The sequence below is a fragment of the Comamonas sp. SCN 65-56 genome (assembly GCF_001724135.1).
Lineage (GTDB): Bacteria > Pseudomonadota > Gammaproteobacteria > Burkholderiales > Burkholderiaceae_C > Comamonas_C.
Genome location: NZ_MEDS01000019.1, coordinates 36,439 through 63,390, shown reverse-complemented (window position 1 = coordinate 63,390; position 26,952 = coordinate 36,439). Strand labels below are relative to the sequence as shown.

At 64.3% G+C, this 26,952-nt stretch carries 29 protein-coding genes; 25 read left to right on the top strand and 4 right to left on the bottom strand.

Going from position 1 to position 26,952, the window contains the following annotated elements; translation table 11 throughout:
- Positions 1 to 171 precede the first annotated feature (171 nt).
- From ABS45_RS11525 to ABS45_RS11485, 9 genes are all read left to right on the top strand, one after another.
- On the top strand, positions 172 to 582 hold the full coding sequence (locus tag ABS45_RS11525; RefSeq protein WP_291555674.1) for a MerR family DNA-binding transcriptional regulator: 411 nt from the start codon (positions 172 to 174) through the stop codon (positions 580 to 582).
- A 56-nt stretch (positions 583 to 638) separates the two neighbouring features.
- Positions 639 to 1,829: an isovaleryl-CoA dehydrogenase gene (locus ABS45_RS11520; RefSeq protein WP_291555672.1), complete on the top strand. Its 1,191-nt coding sequence runs from the start codon at positions 639 to 641 to the stop codon at positions 1,827 to 1,829.
- Positions 1,830 to 1,865: 36 nt separating this feature from the next.
- Positions 1,866 to 2,528, top strand: a complete 663-nt coding sequence (can, locus tag ABS45_RS11515; protein WP_291555671.1) for a carbonate dehydratase — start codon at positions 1,866 to 1,868, stop codon at positions 2,526 to 2,528.
- Positions 2,529 to 2,551: 23 nt separating this feature from the next.
- Positions 2,552 to 4,369, top strand: a complete 1,818-nt coding sequence (gene aceK, locus ABS45_RS11510; RefSeq protein WP_291555670.1) for a bifunctional isocitrate dehydrogenase kinase/phosphatase — start codon at positions 2,552 to 2,554, stop codon at positions 4,367 to 4,369.
- Positions 4,366 to 5,070 carry a hypothetical protein gene (locus ABS45_RS11505; RefSeq protein WP_291555669.1) on the top strand — a complete coding sequence of 235 codons (705 nt, stop codon included), beginning with the start codon at positions 4,366 to 4,368 and terminating at the stop codon, positions 5,068 to 5,070. The genes aceK and ABS45_RS11505 overlap by 4 nt, the downstream gene beginning before the upstream one ends.
- Positions 5,067 to 5,309 (top strand): HNH endonuclease, encoded by a 243-nt coding sequence (locus ABS45_RS11500; protein ID WP_291555668.1) that lies wholly within the window; start codon positions 5,067 to 5,069, stop codon positions 5,307 to 5,309. Before ABS45_RS11505 ends, ABS45_RS11500 begins: the two co-directional genes overlap by 4 nt.
- Positions 5,310 to 5,314: 5 nt before the next feature.
- Positions 5,315 to 6,496 (top strand): acetyl-CoA C-acyltransferase, encoded by a 1,182-nt coding sequence (locus ABS45_RS11495; RefSeq protein WP_291555667.1) that lies wholly within the window; start codon positions 5,315 to 5,317, stop codon positions 6,494 to 6,496.
- Positions 6,497 to 6,565: 69 nt separating this feature from the next.
- On the top strand, positions 6,566 to 7,696 hold the full coding sequence (locus tag ABS45_RS11490; protein ID WP_291555666.1) for an acyl-CoA dehydrogenase family protein: 1,131 nt from the start codon (positions 6,566 to 6,568) through the stop codon (positions 7,694 to 7,696).
- On the top strand, positions 7,693 to 8,115 hold the full coding sequence (locus ABS45_RS11485; protein ID WP_291555665.1) for a YchJ family metal-binding protein: 423 nt from the start codon (positions 7,693 to 7,695) through the stop codon (positions 8,113 to 8,115). Before ABS45_RS11490 ends, ABS45_RS11485 begins: the two co-directional genes overlap by 4 nt.
- On the opposite strand, the gene ABS45_RS11480 is transcribed toward ABS45_RS11485, so the two are convergent.
- The gene (locus ABS45_RS11480; RefSeq protein WP_291555673.1) at positions 8,098 to 9,096 is read right to left on the bottom strand and encodes an AraC family transcriptional regulator; all 999 of its coding nucleotides are present in this window, start codon (positions 9,094 to 9,096) and stop codon (positions 8,098 to 8,100) included. The genes ABS45_RS11485 and ABS45_RS11480 overlap by 18 nt on opposite strands.
- A 192-nt stretch (positions 9,097 to 9,288) precedes the next feature.
- On the opposite strand from ABS45_RS11480, the gene ABS45_RS11475 reads away from it, so the two are divergent.
- Positions 9,289 to 11,001: an AMP-binding protein gene (locus tag ABS45_RS11475; RefSeq protein ID WP_291555664.1), complete on the top strand. Its 1,713-nt coding sequence runs from the start codon at positions 9,289 to 9,291 to the stop codon at positions 10,999 to 11,001.
- 45 nt (positions 11,002 to 11,046) lie between these two features.
- Here ABS45_RS11475 and ABS45_RS11470 read toward each other — a convergent pair whose 3' ends face one another.
- Positions 11,047 to 12,768 carry a Na+/H+ antiporter gene (locus ABS45_RS11470; RefSeq protein ID WP_291555663.1) on the bottom strand — a complete coding sequence of 574 codons (1,722 nt, stop codon included), beginning with the start codon at positions 12,766 to 12,768 and terminating at the stop codon, positions 11,047 to 11,049.
- A gap of 95 nt (positions 12,769 to 12,863) precedes the next feature.
- Here ABS45_RS11470 and ABS45_RS11465 point away from each other — a divergent pair, with 95 nt between their 5' ends.
- The 10 genes from ABS45_RS11465 to ABS45_RS11420 all read left to right on the top strand — a co-directional run bounded on the left by ABS45_RS11465 (position 12,864) and on the right by ABS45_RS11420 (position 21,949).
- Positions 12,864 to 14,471, top strand: a complete 1,608-nt coding sequence (locus tag ABS45_RS11465) for a carboxyl transferase domain-containing protein (protein ID WP_291555662.1) — start codon at positions 12,864 to 12,866, stop codon at positions 14,469 to 14,471.
- 39 nt (positions 14,472 to 14,510) lie between these two features.
- Positions 14,511 to 14,840, top strand: coding sequence for a type II toxin-antitoxin system VapB family antitoxin (locus ABS45_RS11460; protein ID WP_291555661.1), 330 nt, complete (start codon positions 14,511 to 14,513; stop codon positions 14,838 to 14,840).
- A complete protein-coding gene (locus ABS45_RS11455) occupies positions 14,827 to 15,228 on the top strand; it encodes a PIN domain nuclease (protein ID WP_291555660.1) in 402 nt (133 codons plus the stop codon). Before ABS45_RS11460 ends, ABS45_RS11455 begins: the two co-directional genes overlap by 14 nt.
- Positions 15,229 to 15,310: 82 nt before the next feature.
- Positions 15,311 to 16,096: an enoyl-CoA hydratase/isomerase family protein gene (locus ABS45_RS11450; protein WP_291555659.1), complete on the top strand. Its 786-nt coding sequence runs from the start codon at positions 15,311 to 15,313 to the stop codon at positions 16,094 to 16,096.
- A 35-nt stretch (positions 16,097 to 16,131) separates the two neighbouring features.
- Complete coding sequence (locus ABS45_RS11445) at positions 16,132 to 16,842, top strand: DUF4126 domain-containing protein (protein WP_291555658.1); 711 nt, start codon at positions 16,132 to 16,134, stop codon at positions 16,840 to 16,842.
- Entirely contained in the window at positions 16,843 to 18,885 is a 2,043-nt protein-coding gene (locus ABS45_RS11440) for an acetyl/propionyl/methylcrotonyl-CoA carboxylase subunit alpha (RefSeq protein WP_291555657.1), read from the top strand.
- A 23-nt stretch (positions 18,886 to 18,908) separates the two neighbouring features.
- Positions 18,909 to 19,817: a hydroxymethylglutaryl-CoA lyase gene (locus tag ABS45_RS11435; RefSeq protein ID WP_291555656.1), complete on the top strand. Its 909-nt coding sequence runs from the start codon at positions 18,909 to 18,911 to the stop codon at positions 19,815 to 19,817.
- Between the two features lie 12 nt (positions 19,818 to 19,829).
- Positions 19,830 to 20,486, top strand: a complete 657-nt coding sequence (locus ABS45_RS11430) for a LysE family transporter (protein WP_291555655.1) — start codon at positions 19,830 to 19,832, stop codon at positions 20,484 to 20,486.
- Between the two features lie 46 nt (positions 20,487 to 20,532).
- Complete coding sequence (locus tag ABS45_RS11425; protein WP_291555654.1) at positions 20,533 to 21,036, top strand: YbaK/EbsC family protein; 504 nt, start codon at positions 20,533 to 20,535, stop codon at positions 21,034 to 21,036.
- A 262-nt stretch (positions 21,037 to 21,298) separates the two neighbouring features.
- Entirely contained in the window at positions 21,299 to 21,949 is a 651-nt protein-coding gene (locus tag ABS45_RS11420; protein ID WP_291555653.1) for a DsbA family protein, read from the top strand.
- A 237-nt stretch (positions 21,950 to 22,186) separates the two neighbouring features.
- On the opposite strand, the gene ABS45_RS11415 is transcribed toward ABS45_RS11420, so the two are convergent.
- Complete coding sequence (locus ABS45_RS11415) at positions 22,187 to 22,561, bottom strand: helix-turn-helix domain-containing protein (RefSeq protein WP_291555652.1); 375 nt, start codon at positions 22,559 to 22,561, stop codon at positions 22,187 to 22,189.
- Positions 22,558 to 22,854 carry a DUF6516 family protein gene (locus ABS45_RS11410; protein WP_291555651.1) on the bottom strand — a complete coding sequence of 99 codons (297 nt, stop codon included), beginning with the start codon at positions 22,852 to 22,854 and terminating at the stop codon, positions 22,558 to 22,560. Before ABS45_RS11410 ends, ABS45_RS11415 begins: the two co-directional genes overlap by 4 nt.
- Before the next feature lie 222 nt (positions 22,855 to 23,076).
- Between ABS45_RS11410 and ABS45_RS11405 the strand changes: the two genes are divergently transcribed.
- The 5 genes from ABS45_RS11405 to ABS45_RS11390 are packed head-to-tail and all read left to right on the top strand — an operon-like array spanning position 23,077 to position 26,773.
- The gene (locus tag ABS45_RS11405; RefSeq protein ID WP_291555650.1) at positions 23,077 to 25,932 is read left to right on the top strand and encodes a DNA methyltransferase; all 2,856 of its coding nucleotides are present in this window, start codon (positions 23,077 to 23,079) and stop codon (positions 25,930 to 25,932) included.
- Position 25,933: 1 nt separating this feature from the next.
- Positions 25,934 to 26,176 (top strand): DUF4160 domain-containing protein, encoded by a 243-nt coding sequence (locus ABS45_RS11400; RefSeq protein ID WP_146911992.1) that lies wholly within the window; start codon positions 25,934 to 25,936, stop codon positions 26,174 to 26,176.
- Positions 26,160 to 26,411, top strand: coding sequence for a DUF2442 domain-containing protein (locus ABS45_RS11395; protein ID WP_146911991.1), 252 nt, complete (start codon positions 26,160 to 26,162; stop codon positions 26,409 to 26,411). The genes ABS45_RS11400 and ABS45_RS11395 overlap by 17 nt, the downstream gene beginning before the upstream one ends.
- Before the next feature lie 3 nt (positions 26,412 to 26,414).
- Positions 26,415 to 26,525 (top strand): DUF4160 domain-containing protein, encoded by a 111-nt coding sequence (locus ABS45_RS17630; RefSeq protein WP_146911990.1) that lies wholly within the window; start codon positions 26,415 to 26,417, stop codon positions 26,523 to 26,525.
- A complete protein-coding gene (locus tag ABS45_RS11390) occupies positions 26,522 to 26,773 on the top strand; it encodes a DUF2442 domain-containing protein (protein ID WP_146911989.1) in 252 nt (83 codons plus the stop codon). The genes ABS45_RS17630 and ABS45_RS11390 overlap by 4 nt, the downstream gene beginning before the upstream one ends.
- Positions 26,774 to 26,952 lie beyond the last annotated feature (179 nt).

Here is a 26,952-nt window from a genome sequence, read left to right as displayed (position 1 = left end):
AAGTAGGTCATCGTCAGGCACCATCACCACCAACCCTCCGCAGCAGCCATGCCGCGGGGGGTTTCGTGTTTTGCGGGCACAATCAACGTCAGACCAGCCCTTGAGAGGGAAGCGCGAAGCATTGCACTGCATACTGGAACGGCAAAGATGCCTGCGCCGACTCCGATCTCCATGAGTACTACGTTCACCATCAGCGATCTGGCGCGCGAGTTTGACTTGACGACGCGCGCGATCCGCTTCTACGAAGACATGGGTTTGCTGCGGCCGGAACGTACCGGCGCCGGAGGGCGCTCGCGTGTCTACAGCGGTCGTGACCGCACGCGGCTGAAGCTAACCTTGCGTGCCAAGCGATTGGGTCTTTCATTGACGCAGGCCAAAGAAATCATCGACCTCTACGACAGCCCGCGTGATACCGGCGCGCAACTGCGCAAATTTTTGGAGGTGCTGCGCCAGCACCGCGAGCAGCTCGAAGCGCAGAAGAGGGATCTGCAGGCCAATCTCGACGAAATTCGTGCCCATGAACACGAAGCGCGGGCGCTGCTTGCGCAGCTTGATAAACGCCAGGAAATCATGGACAATTAACGTTTACGTAAACGTCAAACAATTCAGCGGGCCAAGCCCGACGTCAGGAGAACTTCATGAGCGTTCTGCATTCGCTGCCCGGTTTGAATTTCCAACTGGGTGAAGACATTGATGCGCTGCGTGACGCGGTACGCGACTTTGCGCAGGCCGAGATCGCGCCGCGTGCCGCCGAGATCGATCACAGCGATCAGTTCCCGATGGACGTCTGGCGCAAGCTGGGCGAGCTGGGCGTGCTGGGTGTCACGGTGCCCGAGCAATATGGCGGCGCCAACCTTGGCTATCTGGCGCACATGATCGCGATGGAAGAGATTTCGCGTGCCAGCGCTTCGGTGGGCCTGTCCTACGGCGCGCACAGCAATCTGTGCGTGAATCAGATCAACCGTAATGGCAGCGATGCGCAGAAAGCCAAGTACCTGCCCAAGCTGATCTCGGGCGAGCACGTCGGTGCGCTGGCAATGAGCGAGCCGGGCGCGGGCTCGGACGTCATCAGCATGAAGCTGCGCGCCGAGGACAAGGGTGGCTACTTCGTGCTCAACGGCACCAAGATGTGGATCACCAATGGGCCGGATGCCGACACCCTGGTGGTCTATGCCAAGAGTGAGCCCGAGCTGGGCGCGCGCGGCGTCACGGCCTTTCTGATCGAGAAGGGCATGAAGGGCTTCTCGATCGCGCAGAAGCTCGACAAACTCGGCATGCGCGGCAGCCACACCGGCGAGCTGGTGTTTCAGAACGTCGAGGTGCCTGCCGAGAATGTGCTCGGCGGCGTGAACAACGGCGCCAAGGTGTTGATGAGCGGGCTGGACTATGAGCGCGCGGTACTCACCGGCGGGCCGCTCGGGATCATGCAGGCGGTGATGGACAACGTCATCCCCTACATCCACGATCGCAAGCAGTTCGGCCAGAGCATAGGCGAGTTCCAGCTCATCCAGGGCAAGGTGGCCGACATGTACACCGTGCTGCAGGCGGCGCGCAGCTTTGCCTACACCGTGGCCAAGAACCTCGACATGCTCGGCAAGGACCACGTGCGCCAGGTGCGCAAGGACTGCGCCAGCGTCATCCTCTGGTGCGCCGAAAAGGCCACCTGGATGGCGGGCGAGGGCATACAGATCCATGGCGGCAACGGCTACATCAACGAATTTCCGCTGGGGCGCCTGTGGCGCGACGCCAAGCTTTACGAGATCGGCGCGGGCACGAGCGAGATTCGCCGCATGCTGATTGGCCGCGAATTGTTCGCGGAAACCTGTTGAGCAGCAGTTCTGCCCGTAACGCAAAGGAGAGGCTTGATGCCTACGACGAATATTGCCACCCTGTTCGAGAACAACCGCGCATGGGCGGCGCAGATGGAGAAGGAGCGCCCGGGCTTTTTCACCAATCTGAAGGCGCAGCAAAAGCCGCGCTACATGTGGATAGGTTGTTCTGACAGCCGCGTGCCCGCCAATCAGATCTCGGGCCTGGAGCCGGGCGAGGTGTTCGTGCACCGCAACATCTCCAACGTCGTTGTGCCGACCGACCTGAATTGCCTTTCGGTGGTGCAGTACGCGGTCGACCAGCTCAAGGTGGCGCACCTGATGATCGTCGGCCACTACGGTTGCGGCGGGGTGCTGGCGGCGCTGGAGAACCAGCGCATTGGCTTGGCGGACAACTGGATTCGCCACGTGCAGGATGTGCGCGATCGCCACCTCGATCTGTTGGAGAATACTCCGGTGCAGTGGCGTCACGATGTGTTGTGCGAGCTCAATGCGATCGAGCAGGTGGTGAACATGGCGCATTCCACGGTGATTCAGGACGCTTGGGCGCGCGGACAGAAGCTGGAACTGCACGCTTGGTGCTACGGCCTGAGCGACGGCTTGATCACCGACCTGAAGATGACGATACCCAGCGTCAATGGCCTGGAAGCGGCCTACCGCGACGCGATCGCGCTGGTGGGCACGCGCGAGCGCCGCTGAGCCTCGTTGGATGCGGCGCGGCCATGGTCACGCAACGCCTTGACGCGCCGCAGGCCTGGGATATCGCCAAGGCGATGATCGATGGCTTCAATCGCCACTATTCCCTTTTTCGAACCGAGTCGGCGCGCGCCAAGCACCGGTTTGAAACCCAGGATTGGCACGGGCAGCAGCGAGCACAACGCGAGCGCATCGAGTTCTACGACCTGCGCGTGCGCGAATGCGTGCGCCGGCTGGAAAAGGAATACCACGCAGGTAGCCTGCCGATGGCTGTCTGGCACCAGATCAAGCTGCACTACATCGGCCTGCTGGTGGAGCACCGCCAGCCGGAGCTCGCCGAGACCTTCTTCAATTCGGTCACGACCAAGATCCTGCACCGCACGCACTTTCACAACGACTTCATCTTCGTGCGGCCAGCGGTGAGCACCGAATACCTCGAAGACGATGCCAGCGCGCGGCCGAGCTGGCGTGCGTACTACCCGCAGCCCGAAAAACTGGCGGCGACGCTGCGCCGGGTGATTGAAGACTTTGAACTGCAATGCCCCTTTGAGGATCTGGAGCGCGACATCGGCTACGTGCATGCGGTGATCGAGCCGCGCATAGCCGCCTTGATCCTGCGCGCCAATTTTCAGATACAGGTGCTGGCCAGTCTTTTTTACCGCAACAAGGGCGCCTACCTGGTCGGCAAGCTGATCAATGGCTATACCGAGTTGCCATTCGCTCTGCCCATTCTTCACGCTGACGATGGCCGCCTGTTCATCGACGCCGCGCTGTTTGGCGAAGAGGACTTGCTGGCGCTTTTCAGCTTCGCCCGTGCGTACTTCATGGTGGACATGGACGTACCCAGCGCCTACGTCCAGTTCCTGCGCAGCCTGATGCCGCGCAAGCCCGTGGCCGAGCTTTACAACGCGATCGGCCTGGCCAAGCAGGGCAAGACGCTGTTCTATCGCGAGTTTCTCTCGCACCTGAAGCATTCGAGCGACCGGCTGCGCATCGCGCCTGGCATCAAGGGCATGGTGATGCTGGTGTTTGATCTGCCGAGCTTTCCCTATGTGTTCAAGCTGATCAAGGACCGTTTTCCGCCGCCCAAGGATACGACGCGCGAGCAGGTGCAGTCCAAATACCTTTTGGTCAAGCACCATGATCGTGTGGGCCGCATGGCCGACACACTGGAATACAGCCTGGTGGCGTTGCCGCGCGAACGCTTTTCCGATGAATTGATCGCCGAGCTGCTGCGCGAGGCACCGAGCCAGATCGAGATCAGCGACCGCGACGGTGATGGTCATCAGGAGGTGATCATTCGCCACCTCTACATCGAGCGGCGCATGGTGCCGCTGAACCTCTATCTGCAAGAGGCGTTCGACGCCGGGCTGGATCACCCCGCCAGCCGCGCGCAGGTGGAGCAGGCGGTGATCGAATACGGCAACGCGATCAAGGACATGGTCGCGGCCAACATCTTCCCGGGCGACATGCTGTGGAAGAACTTCGGCATGACGCGCGGCGGGAGGGTGGTGTTCTACGACTACGACGAAATCGAATACCTCACCGACTGCCAGTTTCGCGCCGTGCCGCCACCGCGCAATGAAGATGATGAACTCTCGGGCGAAGTCTGGTGGCCGGTGGCGCCGCGCGACGTCTTCCCCGAGACCTTCGCGCCCTTCCTGCTGGGCCACCCGCTGGTGCGGGAATGCTTTCTGCGCCACCATGGCGACTTGCTGACGCCAGAATACTGGCAGGCGCACAAGGAGCGCATCCAGCAGGGCCATCTCTACGACGTGTTCCCCTATGGTCCGGAGCGTCGCTTTAGCGTTGTACGGGACGATGCGTCAGGAGTGGAAGGATGAGCGAGGCGGAAGATGATTTTGATTGGGGCTCTGCGGATGGTGCAGAGGCTGTGATGTCGCGGGTCTGCGCCGACGAGGCGATGCGACGCGAAATCCTGCAGTGCCTTCTGGATTCCATTGCGTTTGTCGATCAGACTGCTCCCGACGCGTGGGCGGTTACTTTGCAAGGCAACGGCTTTCGGTTGAACGTCGGTCAGGTGGAGGCGTTGACGTGCGACGCTGGATGGCCATTCCCACCTTATGAGGGTGGTGCGATTGCGATGCGGGTATTGACGCACGGTGCTTTGCCCGATGACGTGTTGGCGTGGAGTGGTGATGGCAATCCGTCGCTTCAATTGGGTATTGCTCCTGCAAGCTACAAAAGCATCCCAGCACCAAAGCACATCGTGAAGCTGGCGGCCAAGCAGCCCGGAAGCATTCGACCCTGCTACGAGAAGTTGATGCGAGCACATGAATCGTATCTTTCGTCGGCACTCCAAACGCCAACCGGCAAGATCAGGTCTGGGACACCCTTCAAGCGGACGCATTCGGAAGATTTGGTCGCGTATGCAAAAGCGGTTTGCGGAACACCATTTGTGTCACACATCGCGGAAGTTGCGGCCGAACAAGATGGATCAGTCGCAGAGTATTTCGAAGGCCGCCGATTGCTATTCAGACAACGCGCTACGAGCGAGATCAGGCGGCAAGACGTGCCTGCTTGAATCATCACGGCTACAGCTGCGCGGCCTGCGGATTCAACTTTGGTGCCGTGTACGGGGCCGTGGCCGAACACAATGTTCAGGTTCATCATGTCAGGCCACTGGCTGCGCAAGGCTCGACGGGTGCAACGGATCCCGTGAAAGACTTGATTCCCTTATGTGCCAATTGCCATGCAGTGGCGCATTTCCGCAATCCGCCCTACACGGTGGAAGAAATTCGAAAATTTGTTCACAAGGAGTAGTCATCATGCAAGACCCCATCGTCATCGTCGGCGCCGCTCGCACCCCCATGGGCGCGTTCATGGGCGACTTTTCAACGCTGGCTGCGCATGACCTGGGTGGCGCGGCGATCAAGGCGGCCGTGGCGCAGGCCGGCATCGTGGCCGATAAGGTCGATGAGGTGCTGTTTGGCAACTGCCTGATGGCGGGCCAAGGCCAGGCACCGGCGCGGCAGGCGGCGCACAAGGCGGGCCTGCCGCGCAGCGTGGGCGCGGTGACGCTTTCCAAGATGTGCGGCTCGGGGATGGAGTGCGCCATCCTTGCGCACGACCAGCTGGTGGCTTGCAGCCGTGATGTGATGGTGGCCGGCGGCATGGAGAGCATGACCGGCGCGCCCTATCTGCTGCAAAAGGGCCGTGGCGGCTACCGCATGGGCCACGACAAGGTCTACGACCACATGATGCTCGACGGTCTGGAAGACGCCTACGAGCCGGGGCGCGCGATGGGCACCTTCGGCGAGGATTGCGCCGCCAAGTATCACTTCACGCGCGAGCAGCAGGATGCCTTCGCGATCGAGAGCGTGCAGCGCGCGCAGCGCGCGGCCAAGAGCGGCGCGTTCGACGCCGAGATCACGCCGGTGAGCTTTGCCACGCGCAAGGGCGAGGTGACGGTGGCGATCGACGAGGGCCCGGCCAAGGCCAAGCTCGACAAGATCGCCGCACTCAAGCCCGCGTTCAAGAAGGACGGCACGATCACCGCTGCGTCCAGCTCCAGCATCAATGATGGCGCGGCGGCGCTGGTGCTGATGCGTGCATCCACCGCCAACGAGCTGGGCTGCAAGCCTCTGGCAAGAATCGTCGCGCACGCCACGCACGCGCAGGAGCCGAACTGGTTCACCACCGCGCCGATCGGTGCGACCGAGAAGGCGCTGAAGAAGGCCGGCTGGAGCGTTGCCGACGTCGATCTGTGGGAAGTGAATGAGGCCTTCGCCGTCGTGCCGATGGCGCTGATGCACGATCTCAAGGTGCCGCACGAGAAGGTCAACGTCAATGGAGGCGCCTGCGCGCTTGGTCACCCTATCGGCGCCAGCGGCGCGCGCATCATGGTGACGCTGATCCATGCGCTCAAGGCGCGAGGCTTGAAGAAAGGTCTGGCGACGCTGTGCATCGGCGGCGGCGAGGCAACGGCGGTGGCCATCGAATTGCCTTGATGCGCTCTTGAATGCATAGCTTTTGACGCTTGATCCACAAGCGCTAAAGGTACTTTTGTTGGATAAATCATGTTGTTGAGCTCCGACCAGGAAATGATCCGCGATGCGGTGCGCGACTTCGTGCGCGAGCAGATCACGCCGCATGCCGCGCGCTGGGACAAGGAACACCACTTTCCCAAAGAGGTGCACCAGGGCCTGGCCGCCTTGGGCGCCTACGGCATTTGCGTGCCCGAGGAGTACGCAGGCGCCGGGCTGGACTACCTGACGCTGGCGCTGGTGCTGGAAGAAATCGCCGCTGGCGACGGCGGCACCAGCACCGCGATCAGCGTGACCAACTGCCCGGTCAACGCCATCCTGATGCGCTACGGCAGCGAGGCGCAAAAGCGCGATTGGTTAACAAAGCTGGCGCGCGGCGAGATGCTGGGTGCGTTCTGCCTGACCGAGCCGCATGTCGGCTCCGACGCATCCGCCCTGCGCACCACGGCCGTGAAAGACGGTGGCGAGTACGTGATCAACGGCGTCAAGCAGTTCATCACCTCTGGCCAGAACGGCAATGTGGCCATCGTCATTGCCGTCACTGACAAGGCCGCAGGCAAGCGCGGCATGAGCGCCTTCATCGTGCCCACCAACACGCCTGGCTACGTGGTGGCGCGGCTGGAGGACAAGCTCGGTCAGCACAGCAGCGATACGGCACAGATCAATTTCGACAACTGCCGCGTGCCTGCTGCCAACCTGATTGGCGCCGAGGGCGAAGGCTACAAGATCGCCCTCTCGGCGCTCGAGGGCGGGCGCATCGGCATCGCCGCGCAAAGCGTGGGCATGGCGCGTGCGGCCTTGGAGTGCGCGCTGCACTACAGCAAGGAACGCGAGAGCTTCGGCCAGCCCATCTTCAACCACCAGGCGGTGGGTTTTCGCCTGGCCGACTGCGCGACGCAGGTCGAGGCCGCGCGCCAGCTCATCTGGCATGCGGCCAGCCTGCGCGACGCTGGCCGCCCTTGCCTGAAAGAGGCGGCCATGGCCAAGCTGTTTGCCAGCGAAATGGCCGAGCGCGTGTGCAGCACCGCCATCCAGACCTTGGGCGGTTACGGCTATGTGAGCGACTTTCCGGTCGAGCGCATCTACCGCGACGTGCGCGTGTGCCAGATCTACGAGGGCACCAGCGACGTGCAGAAGATCCTGATCCAGCGGGCGCTGACGTGAGTACCTGCCCTTGCGCACGGCTGGACGCTCGCGGCAAGCCGCTGGCCTATGCCGATTGCTGCGGGCGTTATATCGCCCACTGGGAAGATGCCCCTGCACCCGACGCCGAAAGCCTCATGCGCTCGCGCTACACCGCCTTCGTGCGCGAGGATGAGCGCTATCTGCTGGCGACCTGGCATGCAAGCAAGCGCCCGTCGCGCGTGCGTTTCGAGGGTGGCGGCCAATGGCTGGGCTTGCAGGTGCGCAGCCATCGCATGACGGGCGATGCCAGTGCCGAGGTGGAGTTCGTCGCCCGCTTTCGCGCCGCCGGTGGCAAGGCCGAGCGCCTGCATGAGCTGAGCCGTTTTGTGCGTGAGCAAGGACGCTGGTATTACGTTGACGGCGTCCACGATCCCGCGCCGTCAGCCGCCGCTGCGTGACTGTGCGCGCCACTGCGCGGGGGCCAGCCCTGTCCAGCCGCGAAACGCGCGGATGAAGCTCTTTTCGTTGGCGTAGCCGGCCGCCAGCGCCACCAGCTTGATCGGGCGGCTTGTGTGGCGCAGTTGCTGCTTGGCAAGGCCCAGGCGCACTTCGTCCTTGAGCTGCTGCAGCGAGCTGCCTTCCTGCTGCAGGCGGCGGTGCAGCGTGCGTGGCGACAGATTCAGCCGCTCGGCCAGCAGGGTCGCGCCGTGCAGCATGGTCGGCTCGTCGGCGAGCAACTGGCGCACGCGCGCACTCACCAGGCGCTCGTGGCGGTACTGCCGTACGGTCAGTGGCAGCGCGCGCTGCAGCATCTGGCGCAGCGCGGCCTCATCGCGCGCCAGCGGCAGTGCAAGATAGTTTTTATCAAAATAGATAGCTGCTTGCGCAGCACCAAAGCGCGCTTGACCAGGAAAAAGCAATGCATACGTAGCCGCGTGCGTTGGTGCGTCAAACGGAAACTCCGTCGCCAGCAGCGGCAGGTGCGAATCGACAAACCAGCAGGCCAGGCCGTGGATGTTGCGCAGCACCGAGACCAGGCAAAACTCGCGCAGGCTGCCCTCCAGGCCCAGGGGCCGGTGCTCGATGATGGTGATGGCTGCGCGGTCGCCGTCCTCGTTGAGCGAGAGGGTGATGGCATCCGTCAACAGCCCGTGGTGGCGACACCAGCGCGCCAGCGCCAGGCCCAGGTGCGGCGCGCTGATGGAGGCGCGCGCCAGCATGCCGTAGCTGCCCCAGGGCAGGCGCCGCTCGAACCAGCCCAGCGCCTCGTCGTCGAGTTCGTGCATGGCTGCGCCGCACAGCGCCTCCATCTGCCAGGCGGTGATGCGGGCGTCCTCTTGGTTGACCTGTTCTGGCGCAATTTGTGCCGCTTGCAGGGCGGCGCCAGGGTCCACCCCACGCTGCGCGTAGACCTGCATGATGGCACGCACGAACGCCATGGGCGTCGCGGCTGCACCGCCTCGGCGGGGCGGCGGGCGCGGCCCTGCAGAGAGCGAAAACAGGGTGGGTGTATACATGTGAACCTGTGGTGTCATGCACGGGTATGGCAATTATTGCAACCTTGCTGTCGCCATCTGCGCAGGCATGCGACGTATTCTTGCGGCGCATCGCGCTTTCCAAGGAGACCCACCATGACCCAGATTCCTCTGAGCCAAAGCTACGCGCGCGGCAGCCAAGCCACGCCACTCATAGAGCAGACCATTGGCGACTATTTCCGCGACAAGGTGGCGAGCCAGCCCGCGCGCGATGCGCTCATCAGCCGCCACCAGGGGCAGCGCTACACCTACGCGCAATTGCATGCGGAGCAGCGGCGCCTTGCCAGCGCCTTGCTGGGCCTGGGTTTGCAGCCCGGCGATCGCGTTGGCATCTGGTCGCACAACAATGCCGAATGGGTGCTGATGCAACTGGCGACCGCGCAGGTGGGGCTGATTCTGGTCAACATCAACCCGGCCTACCGTACGGCGGAGCTGGAATACGCGCTCAACAAGGTGGGCTGCAAGGCGCTGGTGACCATGGCGCAGTTCAAGACCAGCGACTACCTGGGCATGCTGCGCGAGCTGGCGCCCGAGATGGACCGCTGCGCGCTGGGTGATCTGCACGCCGCGCGCCTGCCCGATCTGCGCACTGTGGTGTGGATTGATGTAGCGGGGCAGGGCGAGGAGCAATCCGGAGCGCTGCGCTTTTCCAGTCTGATGGCTCGGGGCGATCCGCAGGATGCGCGTATCGACGCGATCGCCGCGACGCTCAAGGCCACTGACCCGATCAACATCCAGTTCACCAGCGGCACCACGGGCTTCCCCAAGGGTGCGACGCTCACGCACCGCAACATCCTGAACAACGGCCTGTTCATCGGCGATTGCATGCAACTCACGCCGGCGGATCGCCTGTGCATTCCCGTACCGCTGTACCACTGCTTCGGCATGGTGCTGGGCAATCTGGCCTGCTTCACGCATGGCTCGGCGATCGTTTACCCCAACGATGCGTTCGATCCGGTCTCGGTGCTGGAGACTGTGCAGGCCGAAAAATGCACCGCCCTGCACGGCGTGCCGACGATGTTCATCGCCGAGCTGGACCATCCGCGCTTTGCCGAATTCGACCTCGGCAGCCTGCGCACCGGCATCATGGCCGGCAGTCCCTGCCCGGTGGAGGTGATGAAGCGCGTGCAGCGCGACATGAACATGGCCGAGGTGACCATCGCCTACGGCATGACTGAAACCAGCCCGGTGAGCTGCCAGAGCAGCACCGATACCCCACTGGAAAAGCGCGTCTCCACGGTGGGACAGGTACAGCCGCACCTGGAAATCAAAATCGTCAGCCCCGAGACGGGCGCCACCGTGGCGATCGGCGAGCGTGGCGAGCTCTGCACCAAGGGCTATTCCGTCATGGCAGGCTACTGGGGCGATGAAACGATGACGGGCGAAGCGATCGACGCCGACGGTTGGATGCACACCGGCGATCTGGCGACGATGGACGACGAGGGCTATGTGAACATCGTCGGTCGCATCAAGGACATGGTGATCCGCGGCGGCGAAAACCTTTACCCGCGTGAGATCGAGGAGTTCCTCTATCGGCACCCTATGGTGCAGGATGTGCAGGTGGTGGGCGTGCCGGACCAGAAATATGGCGAAGAGCTCTGCGCCTGGATCATCGCCAAGCAGGGCACCGAGCCCACGGAAGAAAACATCCGCGCCTTTTGCAAGGGCCAGATCGCGCACTACAAGGTGCCGCGCTACATCCGGTTCGTGAGCAGCTTTCCGATGACGGTGACGGGGAAAATCCAGAAGTTCAGGATGCGCGAGGTCATGGTTGAAGAGCTGCAGCTACGCGTCGAGCCGATGGCCTGAAGCGTCCGCGTGTTTAAGGCAGCGTTGAATAAGTCCGACAGGCGCCTAAGTGTCGCCACCCACCGGCAGGCCGGCGGCGCGGCGGGCCACGACCAGGCGCTTGCGCATGGCAACCTCCTGCAGGTCGAGCTCGCTGACCAGGCTGCGCAGCGACTCGTCGTTGATGCGGTGCGCCTGGCGTTCGCTGTAGTACCGGTCTCTTTCCGCGCGTATGCAATCAAGCCGTGCCTCGATCTCCAGCACATAGCGCAGCTTGCGCTGGCGCACCACCTCGGGCGCCTCGCGCTGCGCTTCGACGGTGAAGGTTGTTCCGCTGCCGTCGTCGAGCAGCTGAATGCGGGTGCGGTATTCCTGCGTCAGGTGGCCATTGACCTCCTGGCGCATGGCAACCCACTCGGCGTCGTGTTTTTGCAGCTCTTCCTCGGTCAGCGTCAGCCGTGTGATGGCGGCCAGACAGGCCTGCTCGCGCGCCAGGCGCTCTTCGCGCAGCGTGGGCGATTCGGCGGTACGCGGCAGGTAGCGCAAGATGAGCGGCAGGCTGATCGAGCCCAGCACCAGGGTGAAGAGGATGGTTCCGGTGGCGAGAAAAATCAGCATGTCGCGCGCCGGGAACGGCACGCCTTCGTTCAGCACCATGGGCACGGACAACGCACCGGCCAGCGTTACCGCGCCCCGAATACCGGCCATGGTCGTCGCCAGGTTCAGCAGCGGCGAGGGGCGCTCGGTCATCTTGCCCTGGTGGTGGGCGCGGGAGAGCGCACGGTGCACGCCCAGCGTCAGCCAAACCCAGCGCATCAGCAAGAGCGCCAGCGAAATGGCCACGACGTAGCCCACCAGAAGCCAGCCCTCGTGGCCCGCCTTGTGCAGCGTCACGCCAATGATGGATGGCAGCTGCAGGCCCAGCAGCAGGAAGATGGCGCCGTTGAACGAGGACTCCACCATGCTCCAGGTGCCGGTCGTCTGCATGCGCTCGCTGATGTAGCTGCTGCGTTCGAGGTCGCCGAAATTGGTTGCCACGCCCGCGGCCACTGCCGACAGAATGCCCGACACGCCGATCTTCTCGCCGACGATGTAGGCAGCAAACGGCAGCAGCACCAGCAGCAGCACCATTTGCGTGGCCGCCACGTCGCCCAGGCGGTGCGTGATGGTGCCGCGCGCGTACGAAAAGCCCCAGCCCAGCAGTGCACCCACACCCAGGCCGCCCACGGCCATCCAGGTGAACTCCTTGGCCACCTCGTTCCACGAGAACAGGCCGGTGAGCGTGGCGGCAATGCTGAACTTGAGCGCCACCAGGCCCGATGCGTCGTTGAGCAGCGATTCGCCTTCGAGCACGTGCATGGTCTTCTCGGGCATGCCCAGATTGCGCGTGATCGACGAGACGGCGACCGCATCGGTCGGCGAGATGACGGCCGCCAGCGCAAAGGCCACCGTGAGTGGCATCTCGGGAATCATCCAGTGGATCAGGTAGCCCAGGCCCACAACGGTGAACAGCACCAGGCCGAAGGCGAGCAGCAGGATGGGCCGTGCCAGGGCGAAGAATTCGCGCTTGGGAATGCGCCAGCCGTCGGCAAACAGCAGCGGCGGGATGAACAGCAGCAAGAACAGCTCGGGGTCGAACGTGATGTGCAGCCCCGCTTGCGGCCAGGCAATGAGGGCGCCCAGCGCAATCTGGATGAGCGGCAGCGGAACCGCGCGGATGTAACGCGCCACAATGCCGGTGAGCGCACCCAGAAGCAGGACGAGCAGAACAATTTCGACGGTGTGCATGCGGTATTTTCTTCCGCCGCTGCTGCCCCTGTTTGCAACACGTGCCACCAAAAAATCCGACACTCCCATCCAACACAACAGCAAAGAGGTCAGCCATGAGCATTCTGGGGACGCAACTCAATCCGCGTTCCGTGGGTTTTCAGGCCAACGCGCAAGCCATGCAGGCGTTGGTTGATGACTTGCGTGCACATCTGGAGCGCGTCGCGCTCGGGGGCAGCGAGTCCTCGCGCCAACGCCATGTTTCGCGCGGCAAGCTGCTGCCGCGCGAGCGGGTGCAGCAGTTGCTGGATCCGGGCTCGCCTTTTCTTGAAGTTGCGCCGCTCGCGGCGTTGAACATGTACGGCAACGATGCCCCCTGCGCCGGCCTGATCGCGGGCATTGGCCGGGTGTCGGGCGTGGACTGCATGATCGTGTGCAACGACGCCACGGTGAAGGGTGGCACCTACTACCCGATGTCGGTGAAAAAGCATTTGCGAGCGCAGGAGATCGCCGCTCAGAATTGCCTGCCCTGCATTTACCTGGTGGATTCGGGCGGTGCCAACCTGCCCAACCAGGATGAGGTCTTCCCCGACCGCGAGCACTTCGGCCGCATCTTCTACAACCAGGCGAATCTCTCGGCGCAGGGCATTGCGCAGATCGCCGTCGTCATGGGCTCGTGCACCGCGGGCGGCGCCTATGTGCCGGCGATGAGCGATGAATCCATCATCGTGAAGAACCAGGGCACGATCTTCCTCGGCGGCCCGCCGCTGGTGAAGGCCGCCACCGGCGAGGTGGTGAGTGCCGAGGATCTGGGTGGCGGTGATGTGCACACGCGGCTTTCGGGCGTGGCAGACCACCTGGCGCAGAACGACATGCATGCGCTGGCGCTGGCACGGCAGGCGGTAGCGAATTTGAATAAAAACAAGCCTGCAGCGCCCGGTGACATTGCGCCAGAAGCTCCCAAATATGGAGCAAAAGAGCTCTATGGGGTGATTCCGACGGATACGCGCAAGCCCTTTGACGTGCGCGAAATCATCGCCCGCATTGTCGACGCCAGCGCGTTTGACGAATTCAAGGCGCGCTTTGGCAGCACGCTGGTCTGCGGCTTTGCGCGCATCGAAGGCATGCAGGTGGGCATCATTGCCAACAACGGCATTCTGTTTTCCGAGAGCGCGCAAAAAGGCGCGCACTTCATCGAGCTGTGCTGCCAGCGCAAGGTGCCGCTCGTCTTCCTGCAGAACATCACCGGCTTCATGGTGGGGCGCAAGTACGAGAACGAAGGCATTGCGCGCCACGGCGCCAAACTGGTGACGGCGGTGGCCACGGCGGCAGTGCCCAAATTCACCATCATCATCGGCGGCAGTTTTGGCGCCGGCAACTACGGCATGTGCGGCCGCGCCTACTCGCCGCGCTTCCTCTGGATGTGGCCGAACGCGCGCATCAGCGTGATGGGCGGTGAGCAGGCGGCGAGCGTTCTGGCCACCGTCAAGCGCGATGGCATAGAGCACAAGGGCGGTACCTGGTCTGCCTCCGAAGAAGAAGCCTTCAAGGCACCGATCCGCCAGCAGTACGAAGAACAGGGCCACCCCTACTACGCCAGTGCGCGCCTGTGGGATGACGGCGTGATCGACCCGGCGGACACGCGCCGCGTGCTGGCGCTGGGGCTGTCTGCCTCGCGCAATGCGCCGATAGGCGAGACCCGGTTTGGTGTTTTTCGCATGTGATGTGTATCATGTGCATGAAACAGGTGATTTATACACATCATGCGTACCAACATCGATATCGACGATGACCTGCTCGCCCAAGCCATGCAGGCCGGCCCCTACACCAGCAAGAAGGAGACGGTGGAGGCTGGGCTGCGTCTGCTGGCGCGTCAGGCGGCCTACCGCGAAATTCTCAAGTGGGAGGGCAAGCTCCAGTGGGAGGGCGATGACGCCAGTGACTGGGTAGCGCTGAATGCGCAGGTGCAGCAGGCCGAGCCCATGGGTGTTCAGGAGCCTGCAGCGGGCTACGCAAGCAGGCCGTCCGTGCCCGCCAAGGCAATGCGTGGCAAGGCGCGCAAGCCGGGAGCCAAGTCGCATGCTGGCGGTTGATTCCAGCGTCTGGATTGATTTTTTCAATGCGCGCGACACGGCGCAGCGTGCGGAGTTGCGTCGTCTGCTGGACGACGGCCATACGCGCCTGGTCCTGCCCGACCTGGTGCTCTACGAGGTGCTGCGCGGCTTTCGCGAAGAGCGCGCGTTGCGCCAGGCGCGCCTGCTGCTGCAAACGCTCAGCGTCGAACCTTGTGGTGGCGAAGACATCGCACTGGCCGCCGCCGAGCATTACCGCCACCTGCGCGCGCGTGGCATCACCATTCGCAGCAGCATCGACGTAATGATTGCCGCCTTTTGCATCGAAAACGGCTACCTGCTGCTGCACAGCGACCGTGACTACGACGCGCTGGCCCGTTACCGCGGTCTGCGCGTGTGGGGGCAATGAACATGCCGACCTGGGCGCAGCATTTCGCCCGGCCCTGCCCGGAGCTTGACCTTGTCCATTACCTGCAAAACCCGGATGCACCATGAGCGAAAACCTCTCCATCACCCAATCCGGCCAGGTGGCCCGGATCACGCTGACCCGGCCCGACATCCGCAACGCCTTCAGCGATGAGGTCATTGCGGAGCTGACCGCCGCATTCAAGGACGTGGGTGCACGCGCCGACGTGTGCGCCATCGTGCTCGCCGCCGAGGGGCCGGCGTTTTGCGCCGGGGCCAACCTGAACTGGATGCGGCGCATGGCCGACTATTCGCACGACGAAAATCTGGCGGACGCGGCGCAGCTTGCCGAGATGCTGCGTGTGATGTACGAGTGCCCTAAGCCGACCATCGCGCGCGTGCAGGGCGACGTGTACGCCGGCGGCATGGGGCTGGTGGCCGCGTGTGACTTGGCGGTGAGCGCGGACAGCGCCCACTACTGCCTGAGCGAGGTCAAGCTCGGCCTGATTCCGGCCACCATCAGCCCCTACGTGATCCGTGCGATGGGCGCGCGCGCAGCACACCGCTACTTTTTGACGGCCGAGCGCTTCACCGCCGCCGAGGCGCTGCGCATCGGCTTCGTGCACGAGGTGGTGGTGGCCGATCAACTGGACGGCGTGGTCGATGGCTGGGTGCACGCGCTGTGCAATGCCAGCCCCCACGCGCTGCGCGAATGCAAAAAGCTGGTGCAGGACGTGGCCGAGCGCGAGATCAACGCGGCGCTGATCGCGCAAACCGTGCGCGGCATTGCCGACATCCGTGCCAGCAGCGATGGCAAGGAGGGCGTGCAGTCCTTCCTGCAAAAGCGCAAGCCCTCGTGGGTGGCGGGTTGAGCACCAAGCACGCCGCCTGAGCAAAGCAAACCACCATGGATCAACTCTGGCCCTCCATCGTGCAGTGGCTGCATACCGTGGGGCTGCATGTAGACCCCGGCACCGCGCGCGGCGTGGCCGAGGGCGCGGCACGTGTAACGGCCACGATGGACATGCCCAGCCTGCTGGCGCTGGCCGCGGCGCTGGGCTGGGCCAGCGGGCTGCGCCTGTACGCGGTGGTGTTCCTCACCGGCCTGGCGGGCGCGGCGGGCTGGATCGCGCTGCCCTCGGGGCTATCGGTGCTGCAGCACCCGGCCGTGCTCATGGCCAGCGGGTTGATGCTGTTCGTGGAGTTTTTTGCCGACAAGGTGCCCTGGCTCGACAGCCTGTGGGACGGCATCCACGCCTTCATCCGCGTGCCGGCCGGGGCGCTGCTCGCGGCCAGCGTGTTCGGCGCGAACGATGCCACGATGGCGGTGGTGGCGGGGCTGCTGGGTGGTTCGCTCTCGGCCACGGCGCTGGCCACCAAGATGACGACGCGCGCGGCGGCCAATGTCTCGCCCGAGCCGTTTTCCAACTGGGGGCTGTCGTTCTTCGAGGACGGCGTCGTCGTCGCCGCGCTGTGGCTCGCGGCGGCGCACCCGGTGTGGTTTGCCGTGGCGCTGGTCGTGGCGCTGGCGGTGTCGGCGCTGCTGCTGGTCGTGCTGTTCAAATTTTTGCGCGCCGTGCTGCGGCGCTTGTTTCCGGCTCAAGTGAAGGTGGCTTGAATGTTTAAAAAGATCCTGATTGCCAATCGCGGCGAGATCGCCTGCCGCGTGGCCGCCACCGCGCGGCGCATGGGCGTGAAGACCGTCGCCGTTTATTCGGATGCCGATGCCCGCGCCAAGCACGTGGCCGCCTGCGACGAGGCGGTACACATCGGCGCGAGCAGCCCGGCCGAGAGCTATCTGCGCTGGCAGACCATCATCGACGCCGCCAAGGCCACGGGCGCGCAGGCCATCCACCCGGGCTACGGCTTCCTCTCCGAGAACACGCACTTCGCGCAGGCCTGCGCGGACGCCGGGCTGGTCTTCATCGGCCCGCTGCCGCAAAGCATCCAGGCGATGGGCCTGAAGGCCGAATCCAAGCGCCTGATGGCCAAGGCGGGCGTGCCGCTGGTGCCCGGCTATCAGGGCGAAGACCAAGATCCGGCGCTGCTGCAGCGCGAGGCCGACAAGATCGGCTACCCGGTGCTCATCAAGGCCAGCGCGGGCGGTGGCGGCAAGGGCATGCGCGAGGTGTACGCGAGCGCCGATTTTGCCGACGCGCTTGCCTCGTGCAAGCGCGAGGCGATGAACAGCTTTGCCAACGACGCGGTGCTGATCGAGAAGCTGGTGCAAAACCCGCGCCACATCGAAATCCAGATTTTCGGCGACACGCAGGGCAACTGTGTTTACCTTTTTGAGCGCGACTGCTCCACGCAGCGGCGCCACCAGAAGGTGCTGGAAGAATCGCCCGCGCCCGGCCTCTTGCCCGAGATGCGCAAGCGCATGGGCGAGGCGGCGGTGGCCGCGGCGAAGGCGGTGAACTACGTCGGCGCGGGCACGGTGGAGTTCATTGTCGAGCAGCCCGGCGGCTACGCGCATCCCGAGCAGATGCAGTTCTTCTTCATGGAGATGAACACGCGATTGCAGGTCGAGCACCCGGTGACCGAGGCCATCAGCAGCCAGGACCTGGTGGAGTGGCAAATGCGCGTGGCGGCGGGCCAGCCGCTGCCGTGCAGGCAGGAAGACTTGCACATCACCGGCCACGCGATCGAGGCGCGCATCTGCGCCGAAACGCCGGACAACGATTTCCTGCCCGCCACCGGCCAGCTCGTCGTCTATCGCAAGCCGCCGCACGTGGCCTTCGAGCGCGCGGCGCTTTCGGGCAGCGGCATCCACGTGCGCTTTGACGACGGCGTGCGCGAGGGTGATGCGATCAGCCCGTTCTACGACTCGATGATCGCCAAACTCATCGTGCACGGCAGCACGCGCGAGGAGGCACTGGCGCGCATGCAGACGGCGCTGGCGGCCACGCACATCGTCGGGCTGTCGACCAACCTGCAGTTCCTGCGTCGTGCGGTGGCCAGTCACGCGTTCTCTACCGCCCAGCTCGATACCGCATTGATCGCACGCGAAAAAGCCGTGCTGTTCCACCAGGAGCCCGTGGGCCTGCCGCTGGCCGCCGCGGCCGCCGTGGCGCACACGCTGTTGCAAGAGCGCGCGCGCGAGACCACCGACCCCTTCAGCCGCCGCGACGGCTGGCATTCGCACGGCGACGTGCGGCGGCGCTTTGCGCTGGCGTTTGGCGACGCGCCCGCCAGCGCCACGCTGCATTACGCGCACGGCGGCGCTCTGGCGCTCAGCGTGGGCGAGGGTGCTGACGCGGTGCAGGGCGCGCTGGTGTTCGAGCGCACCGCGGGCGGGGCGATCGACCTGCGCTTTGGCGAGCGGCGCGAGACCGTGACGGTGTACGCCCAGGGTGGGCGGCTTGCCGTGTTCGCACCGCAGGGCGCGACGCGCATCGAGGTCATCGACCAACTGGCGCAGGCCAGCGCCACGCAGGAAGAGGGCGGCCGTCTGACCGCGCCCATGCCGGGCAAGGTGGTCTCGTTCGCCGTCAAGGCGGGCGACCAGGTGGCCAAGGGCCAGCCGCTGGCGGTGATGGAGGCGATGAAGATGGAGCACACCATCGCCGCGCCGAGCGATGGCACCGTGGCCGAGCTGATGTATGCGCCGGGCGACCAGGTGGCCGAGGGCGACGAGTTGCTCAAGCTTGAAGTGGCCTGATCGCCAAGGTTGAAAGGCTTGTGATGAACTACCCTGCCAAAGTCCGCCTCATCGACGTCGGCCCGCGCGACGGGCTGCAAAACGAGAAGCAGCCGGTCGCGAGCAGCGACAAGATCGCCCTCGTCGCGCGATTGCAAGCGGCCGGTCTGCGCGAGATCGAAGTCACCAGCTACGTCAGCCCCAAATGGGTGCCGCAGATGGCCGACAACCATGCGGTGATGAGCGGCATCGCGCGCGCCGCGGACGTGCGCTACAGCGTGCTCACGCCCAACATGAAGGGGTTTGAAGCGGCGCTGCTCGACAAGCCCGACGAGGTCGTGGTGTTTGGCGCGGCGAGCGAAGCCTTCAGCCAGAAGAACATCAACTGCTCGATCGCCGAGAGCATCGAGCGTTTTGCACCGGTCGTTGAAGCGGCGCGCGCGGCGGGCATCGCGGTGCGTGGCGCGATGAGCTGCACCGTCGGCTGCCCGTACGAGGGCGAGATCGCCCCCGAGAGGGTGGCCTACCTTGCCGGTTTGATGAAGGGCATAGGCGTGCAGCGCGTGGACGTGGCCGACACCATCGGCGTGGGCACGCCGCTCAAGGTGCAGCGCGCGATAGCGGCGACGCTTCAGCACTACGACATCGATCACGTGAGCGGCCACTTTCACGACACCTACGGCCAGGCGCTCTCCAATACGCTGGCCGCGCTGCAATTGGGTGTGTGGAATTTCCAGTCCTCCGTCGCTGGCCTGGGCGGCTGCCCCTACGCCAAGGGCGCGACCGGCAACGTGGCGACGGAAGACGTGGTCTATCTGCTGCACGGGCTGGGAATAGACACCGGCATCGACCTGGACAAACTGGTGGACGCCGGGGCCTACATCAGCGGCGTGCTGGGGCGCAAACCCCAGTCGCGCGTGGCCGTCGCCATCCTCAACAAGCGCGCGGGCTGAAGGACGATCCATATGGATTGGCATCTCTGGCTTGCCTATCTGGTCGCGGCGATCGCCATCGCGCTCTCGCCCGGGCCGGGCGCGGTGCTTTCCATGAGCCACGGCCTCTCGTGGGGTGTGCGCGGCGCCAGCGTCACCATCCTTGGCTTGCAGGCGGGGCTGGCGCTGATCCTGCTGGTGGCGGGCGTGGGCGTGGGGGCGGTGCTGCTCGCCTCCAGCACCGCGTTCACCGTCGTCAAGGTGCTGGGCGCGGCCTATCTGCTGTGGCTGGGGCTGCACCAGTGGCGCGCGCCCGTGATTTTCGCGAGAGAGGCCGATGACGCCGTCCCATCGCGGAGTGCGCAGGCGCCGCTGCTCAGTGCGCGCCAGCGCTTCCTGCGTGGCCTGCTGACCAACGCCACCAACCCCAAGGGCATCGTCTTCATGGTCGCGGTGCTGCCGCAATTCATCGTCCCCACGCGCGCGCTGGCGCCGCAATTGCTGGTGCTCTTGGTCACCACCCTCACGGTTGATTTCGTCGTGATGCACGGCTACGCGCTGCTGGCCGCGAGCTTGCGCGGGTGGATGAATTCGGCGCGTGCGCAGCGCACGCAAAACCGCATCGCCGGGGCGGTGCTGATGGCGATGGGCGCGAGCCTGGCCTTTGTCGGGCGGGTGGCCCGGGCGTAAGGGCGCAGGCGCGAGGCTGGTCCGGCTTTGGCCTAAAGTCAGCCCCATGACTGAAGCCACTTCCCTCCCTTCCAACGACAGCGTGCAGCGCGTGGTCGCGGCACTCAGCGCCGTCGGCCACCCGCACGCCCCTCAAATGCTCGACATCTCCGCGCGTACCGCGCAGGAGGCGGCCGGTGCGCTGGGCGTCGTGGTCGGCCAGATCGCCAAGAGCATCATCTTCCGGCGCAAGAGCGACGATGCGGCGGTGCTCGTCATCACCTCGGGCGACCGGCGCGTGGACGAGAAAAAGGTCAGCAGCCTGATCGGCCCCATCGGCCGCGCCGATGCCGACTTCGTCAAGAGCGCGACGGGCTTCACCATCGGCGGTGTCTCGCCCGTCGGGTTCATCCAGCCGCCGGTCACCTTGATTGATCGGGATCTGCTGCGCTTTGACGAAATCTGGGCCGCCGCCGGGCATCCGCATGCGGTGTTTCGCCTCAAGCCGCAAGACCTGGAACGCCTGACCGGCGCGCCCGTGGTCGATGTGGTGCAGGTGCCCAAGGCGTGACTTTGGGTCTTCTTCCCTCCCCCTCTGGGGGAGGGTAGGGTGGGGGCTTGCAATGCCGAACAGGACCCGCGACCGTGATTGCCGCGCTGCCCCCATCCCCGCCTCGGTGCTGGCGGCGGGACGCTGCCGCGCTTCGGGTTGTCCAGTTCCGCGCAGGCGGAACTGGAGCCGCAACCCTCAGCCCCAAAGGGGGAAGGGGTCGCACTGCCACGCTGCCAGTCGCGTGCCTGAACGGGTTTTTGCCTGAAATTTTGGAGTAACCATGCACGACATCACCTTCCACTTGGACTTCGTCTCCCCCTACGCCTGGCTCGCCTTCGAGCAACTGCCGCGCACCCTTGAGGGCCTGAGCGTGCGCGTGCGCTACCGCCCGGTGCTGCTGGGCGCGCTGTTGCAACAGCACGGCAACCCCGGCCCGGCGGGCATCGCCCCCAAGCGCGACTGGACCTACCGCCACGTCACCTGGCTGGGACACAGCCTGGGCGTGGGCCTCGATATGCCCGCACGTCACCCCTTCCCGCCGCTGCCGCTCTTGCGCCTGGCGCTGGAATGCAGCGACGATGGCTGCATCAACCGCTACACCGCAGACGCCATCCTGCGCCATGTCTGGCAGGGCGGCGCGGATGCGCTCGAACCGCAGCGGCTCGACGCGCTGAGGGTGCAACTGGCCGAACAACTGCGCCAAGATGAAGGCGCGGGCGAGCGTGCCAAGCGCCTGCTGCGCGAGAACACCGATACCGCCGCCGCGCGCGGCGTGTTCGGCGTGCCGATGTTCGAGGTGCAAGACAAGCTCTTCTGGGGCCTGGACAGCCTGCCCATGCTGCGTGTCTTCCTTGATGGCGATGCCTGGTTCGATGGCCCGGCGTGGGAGGCAGCGAGGCAACTGCTATCGGGCGTTCCCGATGTGACGTAAACCAACAAATCCATAGCTGTTGGCGCTTGTCTGAAGCGCGCCGAGCTGGATTTTCATATCAAACAGTGGGGCTACACTGGGCCAGGCATTGCGCCACTGCGCGCGCATGCCGCAAAAGACAGGCGTGCGGCAGTGGGCGGCCTGGAGCGGGTGGCAGACTCAAGCCTGAGTTGCGCGCAGCGCAGTCATGCGCTCGTTTCAGGCCGAGACGGTGGCCTGCGGCTCAATCGGATTTCTCTACGCCACTTCCGCCATGAGCTGCACCCGAGCCGCCGTCACGCGCACTTCCTTCATGCGCCCATGCCCTGGCAATACCTTCTCCGCGATCGTGACCAGACCGAAGCGCTCCATCTCGTCCAGATCGCGCTTGACCGCGCTGCGGTCGCGTTGCAGCCGTTCGGCAATCTCCGTGATCGATCCCGGCGTTTCCTTCACGGCGCGAAACAGCGCCAGGCGCGTAGCCGTCATCAGCTTCATCACGTCGGCCGGATCTTCAAAACTGACGATTCGCTCTTCGGGGATAGGCTCGCCGCGGTCTGCCGCACGTGCCAATCGGCGGCCACGCTTGAAGAAATCGTCTTCAGTAGCAATCTTGATGGTCAGTTGGGTCATGGGCGGCCTTTCAGTGCAATCCAGTCTTGCTCAAAGCGTTTTTCCACGTCCTCAAAGCTCACGAAGTCGATGGGCTCCTCCGCACCGAAGTAATGCCGATGGTGGTAGCCGTGGGCGTTGTCGTAGCCAACCACGCGCCCGTTGTCTCCTGAGTGCAAGCGGTGGTTGATGTAGGCCAGGTTGTAGCGTGTGACCTTGCCCTTTTCATCCACCCAGACTTCCCGACGCAGACTGCCATTTTCGCGCTTGTCGGAAATCTTGTGCGTATCGTCGTAGAGTTTGGACGCAGGCATGACGGATGTTATCACGCCTGATGGAAATTGCGGGTGCGCGCGGTCGATGATGCGAAGAGGATTGTTTGGCATTGAAATCGTTGGAGCACACTGGGCATTCACCTTGCGCAGCAGCACCGCCTCCGGTTACCTTCGGAAGAATCGCGGAGATGTTTATCTTCGGAAACAATAGCTGTTTGCGCTTGTCCTGCAAGCGCTAGAGGCCAATTTTCTTGAAAACCCATGCCCCTGTCCTGGAACGAAATCAAATCCCGCGCGCTGGCCTTCAGCCGCACTTGGGAAGACGCGGCCAATGAGGATTCCGAGGCCAAGCCCTTCTGGATCGCGTTCTTCGAGATCTTCGGCATCACCGACAAGCGCGTCGCCACCTTCGAACTGAACGTCAAGAAGCACGGTGGTGGTCAAGGGTTTGTGGACTTGTTCTGGCCCGGCATGCTGCTGGTGGAGCAGAAGTCGCGCGGGCGCAGTCTGGATGCCGCCTTCGACCAGGCGCTGGGCTACTTCCCCGGCATTCTTGAACGCGACCTGCCGCAGATCATCATCGTCTGCGACTTCGTGCGCTTTCGCGTGCACCAGCTCGCCAGCGGCAAGACCACCGAATTTGCCCTGGCCGACCTGCACAAGCACGTGCGCCTGTTCGGCTTCATCGCCGGCTACCGGATGCAGGAGATCACCGCGCAGAACCCGGTCAACATCCACGCCGCAGAGCGCATGGGGCGGCTGCACGACGCGCTCAAGGCCAGCGGCTACGGCGGCCATGCGCTGGAGGTGCTGCTGGTGCGCCTGCTGTTTTGCCTGTTCGCCGACGACACCGGCATCTTCCAGCCCGCGCAGGCGCTGCGCCTGTGGGTGGAAGAACGCACCGCGCCCGACGGCAGCGACCTGGGCCCGCGCCTGGCCCAGCTCTTTCAGGTGCTCAACACGCCCGAACACCTGCGCAGCAAGCACCTGGACGAGCAGCTTGCCGCTTTCCCCTACGTCAACGGCCGCTTGTTCGAGGAACCCCTGCCGCTGGCCGACTTCGACGCCGACATGCGCACCGCGCTGCTCGACGCCTGCGCGCTGGACTGGTCGGCCATCAGCCCCGCCATCTTCGGCAGCCTGTTCCAGAGCATCATGGACGCCAGGGCGCGGCGCAACCTGGGCGCGCACTACACCAGCGAAGAGAACATCCTCAAGCTCATCAAGCCGCTGTTTCTCGATGCGCTGTGGGCCGAGTTCCACAAGGTCAGGAACAACCGCAACCGCCTGTTCGAATTCCACAAGAAGCTGCGCCAGCTGACCTTCTTCGACCCGGCTTGCGGCTGCGGAAATTTCCTCGTCATCAGCTACCGCGAACTGCGCCTGCTGGAGCTGGAAGTGCTGCGCGCCAGTTACCAGAGTGGCCAGCAGACGCTGGACGTGCACCAGCTCATCAGCCTGGACGTGGACCAGTTCTTCGGCATCGAGATCGAGGAATTCCCCGCGCAGATCGCGCAGGTGGCGCTGTGGCTGGTCGATCACCAGATGAATTTGCGCGTGAGCGAGGAATTCGGCCTGTACTTCGCGCGCATCCCGCTCAAGAGCAGCGCGCGCGTGGTGCATGGCAATGCGCTCACGCTCGATTGGAACGAGGTACTGCCAATGGAGCAGTGCAGCTACGTGCTCGGCAACCCGCCCTTCGTCGGCGCCAAGTTCATGGACGACGCGCAGCGCGAAGACACCCGCGTGGTGTTCGAAGGCATCCCCAACGCCGGCCTGCTCGACTTCGTCGCCGCCTGGTACGTCAAGGCCGCACGCTATCTAACTCCCTCCCCCTCTGGGGGAGGGCGGGGGTGGGGGCCAGCGGCGCACGCGATGCGCGCCGCCTTCGTCTCCACCAACAGCATCACCCAGGGCGAGCAGGTTGGCGTGCTCTGGGGCTGGCTGCTGGCGCGGGGCATCCACATCCACTTCGCCCACCGCACCTTCAGTTGGAGCAACGAGGCCAGTGGCAAGGCCGCCGTGCACTGCGTCATCGTCGGCTTTGGTTTGCAAGACGTGCCGGACAAGGTGATCTACGAATACGAGGACATCAAGGGCGAGCCGCTGGCGGTGCCTGCCGCCAACATCAATCCCTATCTGGTGGATGCGCCCGATGTGGTGCTGCCCCGGCGCAGTCGGCCGATCTGTGCCGTGCCCGAGATTGGCATAGGCAACAAACCCATCGACGACGGCAACTACCTGTTCACCACCGAAGAGCGCGATGCCTTCATCGCCAGGGAACCGACCAGCGCGCTCTGGTTCCGGCGCTGGCTGGGCGCGATTGAGTTTTTGAACGGTTACGAACGCTGGTGCCTGTGGCTGGGCGACTGCCCCCCCGCCGCGCTGCGCGCCATGCCTGAGGCTTTGAAGCGCGTGCAGGCAGTGAAGAACTTTCGCCTTGCCAGCAAGAGCGCACCCACGCGCAAGCTGGCCGATACGCCGACGCGCTTTCATGTGGAGAACATGCCCGCCGCGCCCTATCTGGTGCTGCCGGAAGTGTCTTCCGAGCGCCGCGCCTTCATCCCGTTTGGCTTTGAGCAGCCCGAAACCCTGTGCAGCAATCTGGTCAAGATGGCACCCGGCGCCACGCTGTTTCACTTCGGCGTGCTCTCCAGCACCATGCACAACGCTTGGGTGCGTGCCGTCTGCGGCCGATTGAAAAGCGATTTCCGCTACTCCGCCGCCATTGTCTACAACAATTTCCCCTGGCCCGATCTACCGCCAAAATCAGAGCCAAATCGGCCTCCAACGCCCGCCCATAAAGCGCAAACAGCTATCGAAACCGCTGCGCAAGCCGTGCTCGATGCCCGCGCCCAGTTCCCCGCCAGCAGCCTGGCCGACCTGTACGACCCGCTGACCATGCCCCCCGTGCTGCTCAAAGCGCACCACAAATTGGATGCGGCGGTGGACGCCGCCTACGCCCTCGTCGGCGGCAAGAAAACCTGGAAGAGCGACGCCGAGCGCGTGGCCTTTCTCTTTGAACGCTACCAGCAGCTCACCAGCCTGCTGCCGGTGGGCAAGGCCAGGGCCGGGCGCAAGCGGGCCTCAGCAAGCGGCAGAAGTCCCGAGGTGTGACGTGCCTGTCATCTTCCGCCACCAAGCGTTTCGCTTTTTCTTCTACTCCAACGAAGGCAATCCGCGTGAAGCCATGCATGTGCATGTACGCAGTGGCGAGGGCGAAGCAAAATTCTGGCTGGCGCCGGAGGTCTATCTGGCCGACAGCGATGGCTTTGATGCCAGCACCTTGCGTAAACTGCGCGAACTGGTGGTCGAGAACCAGACTTTGATTGAAAGGGCGTGGAATGACCATTTCGCCTAAAGCCGTGCGGTTTGATGCGGACATGCTGTGGGTCGATTTGTCCGATGGGCGCACCATCGCCGCACCGCTGGCCTGGTTTCCGCGTCTGCTGGGTGCCAATCCGCAGCAACGCGCTCAGGTCGAGCTGAGCCGCTACGGTCTGCATTGGGAGGCTCTGGATGAAGACATTTCGGTCGAGGGTCTGCTCGCAGGGCAAGCCGATCGGACGCGCAGGGTGCAGCACGCGCCGGTGTGAGTCATGCCCACCATCGCGATCTTCTTCGGCATCATCGTGCGCATGTGGCACGACGATCATCCGCCGCCACACATTCACGTTGAATCTGGACCGCATTCAAGGAGCAGATCGTGATCAAGTTGCTTGAGGTCACTTCATTTGGCAAACACCGGCTGGCGCTGGTGTTCAGCGATGGCGTGCATGGCGTTTTTGATGGCGGCGCCTACCTCGCCACCCGCCAGGGGCCGTTGCTTGAGCCTTTGCGCGACGCGGCTTGCTTTGCGCGCTGCTTTGTCGACGCGGGTGCGCTGTGCTGGCCCAACGGACTGGAATTGTCTGCCGCGCGTCTGCATGGCCTGGTGGAAAACGCGCAAACCGCGTGACTGGGCACGTCTGGCGCATGAGCCTTCGGCTGCTTGAGCCTGCGCAGGCGGAGCTCGATGAAGCGGCTGGGTGGTATGCCGATCAGGCTCCGGGTTTGGGTGAGCGTTTTTTGCTTGAATTTTTGCAGGCGCTGCGGCTGATCGAGTGGTTTTCACTGGCCTGGCATCCGTGCTGCAGC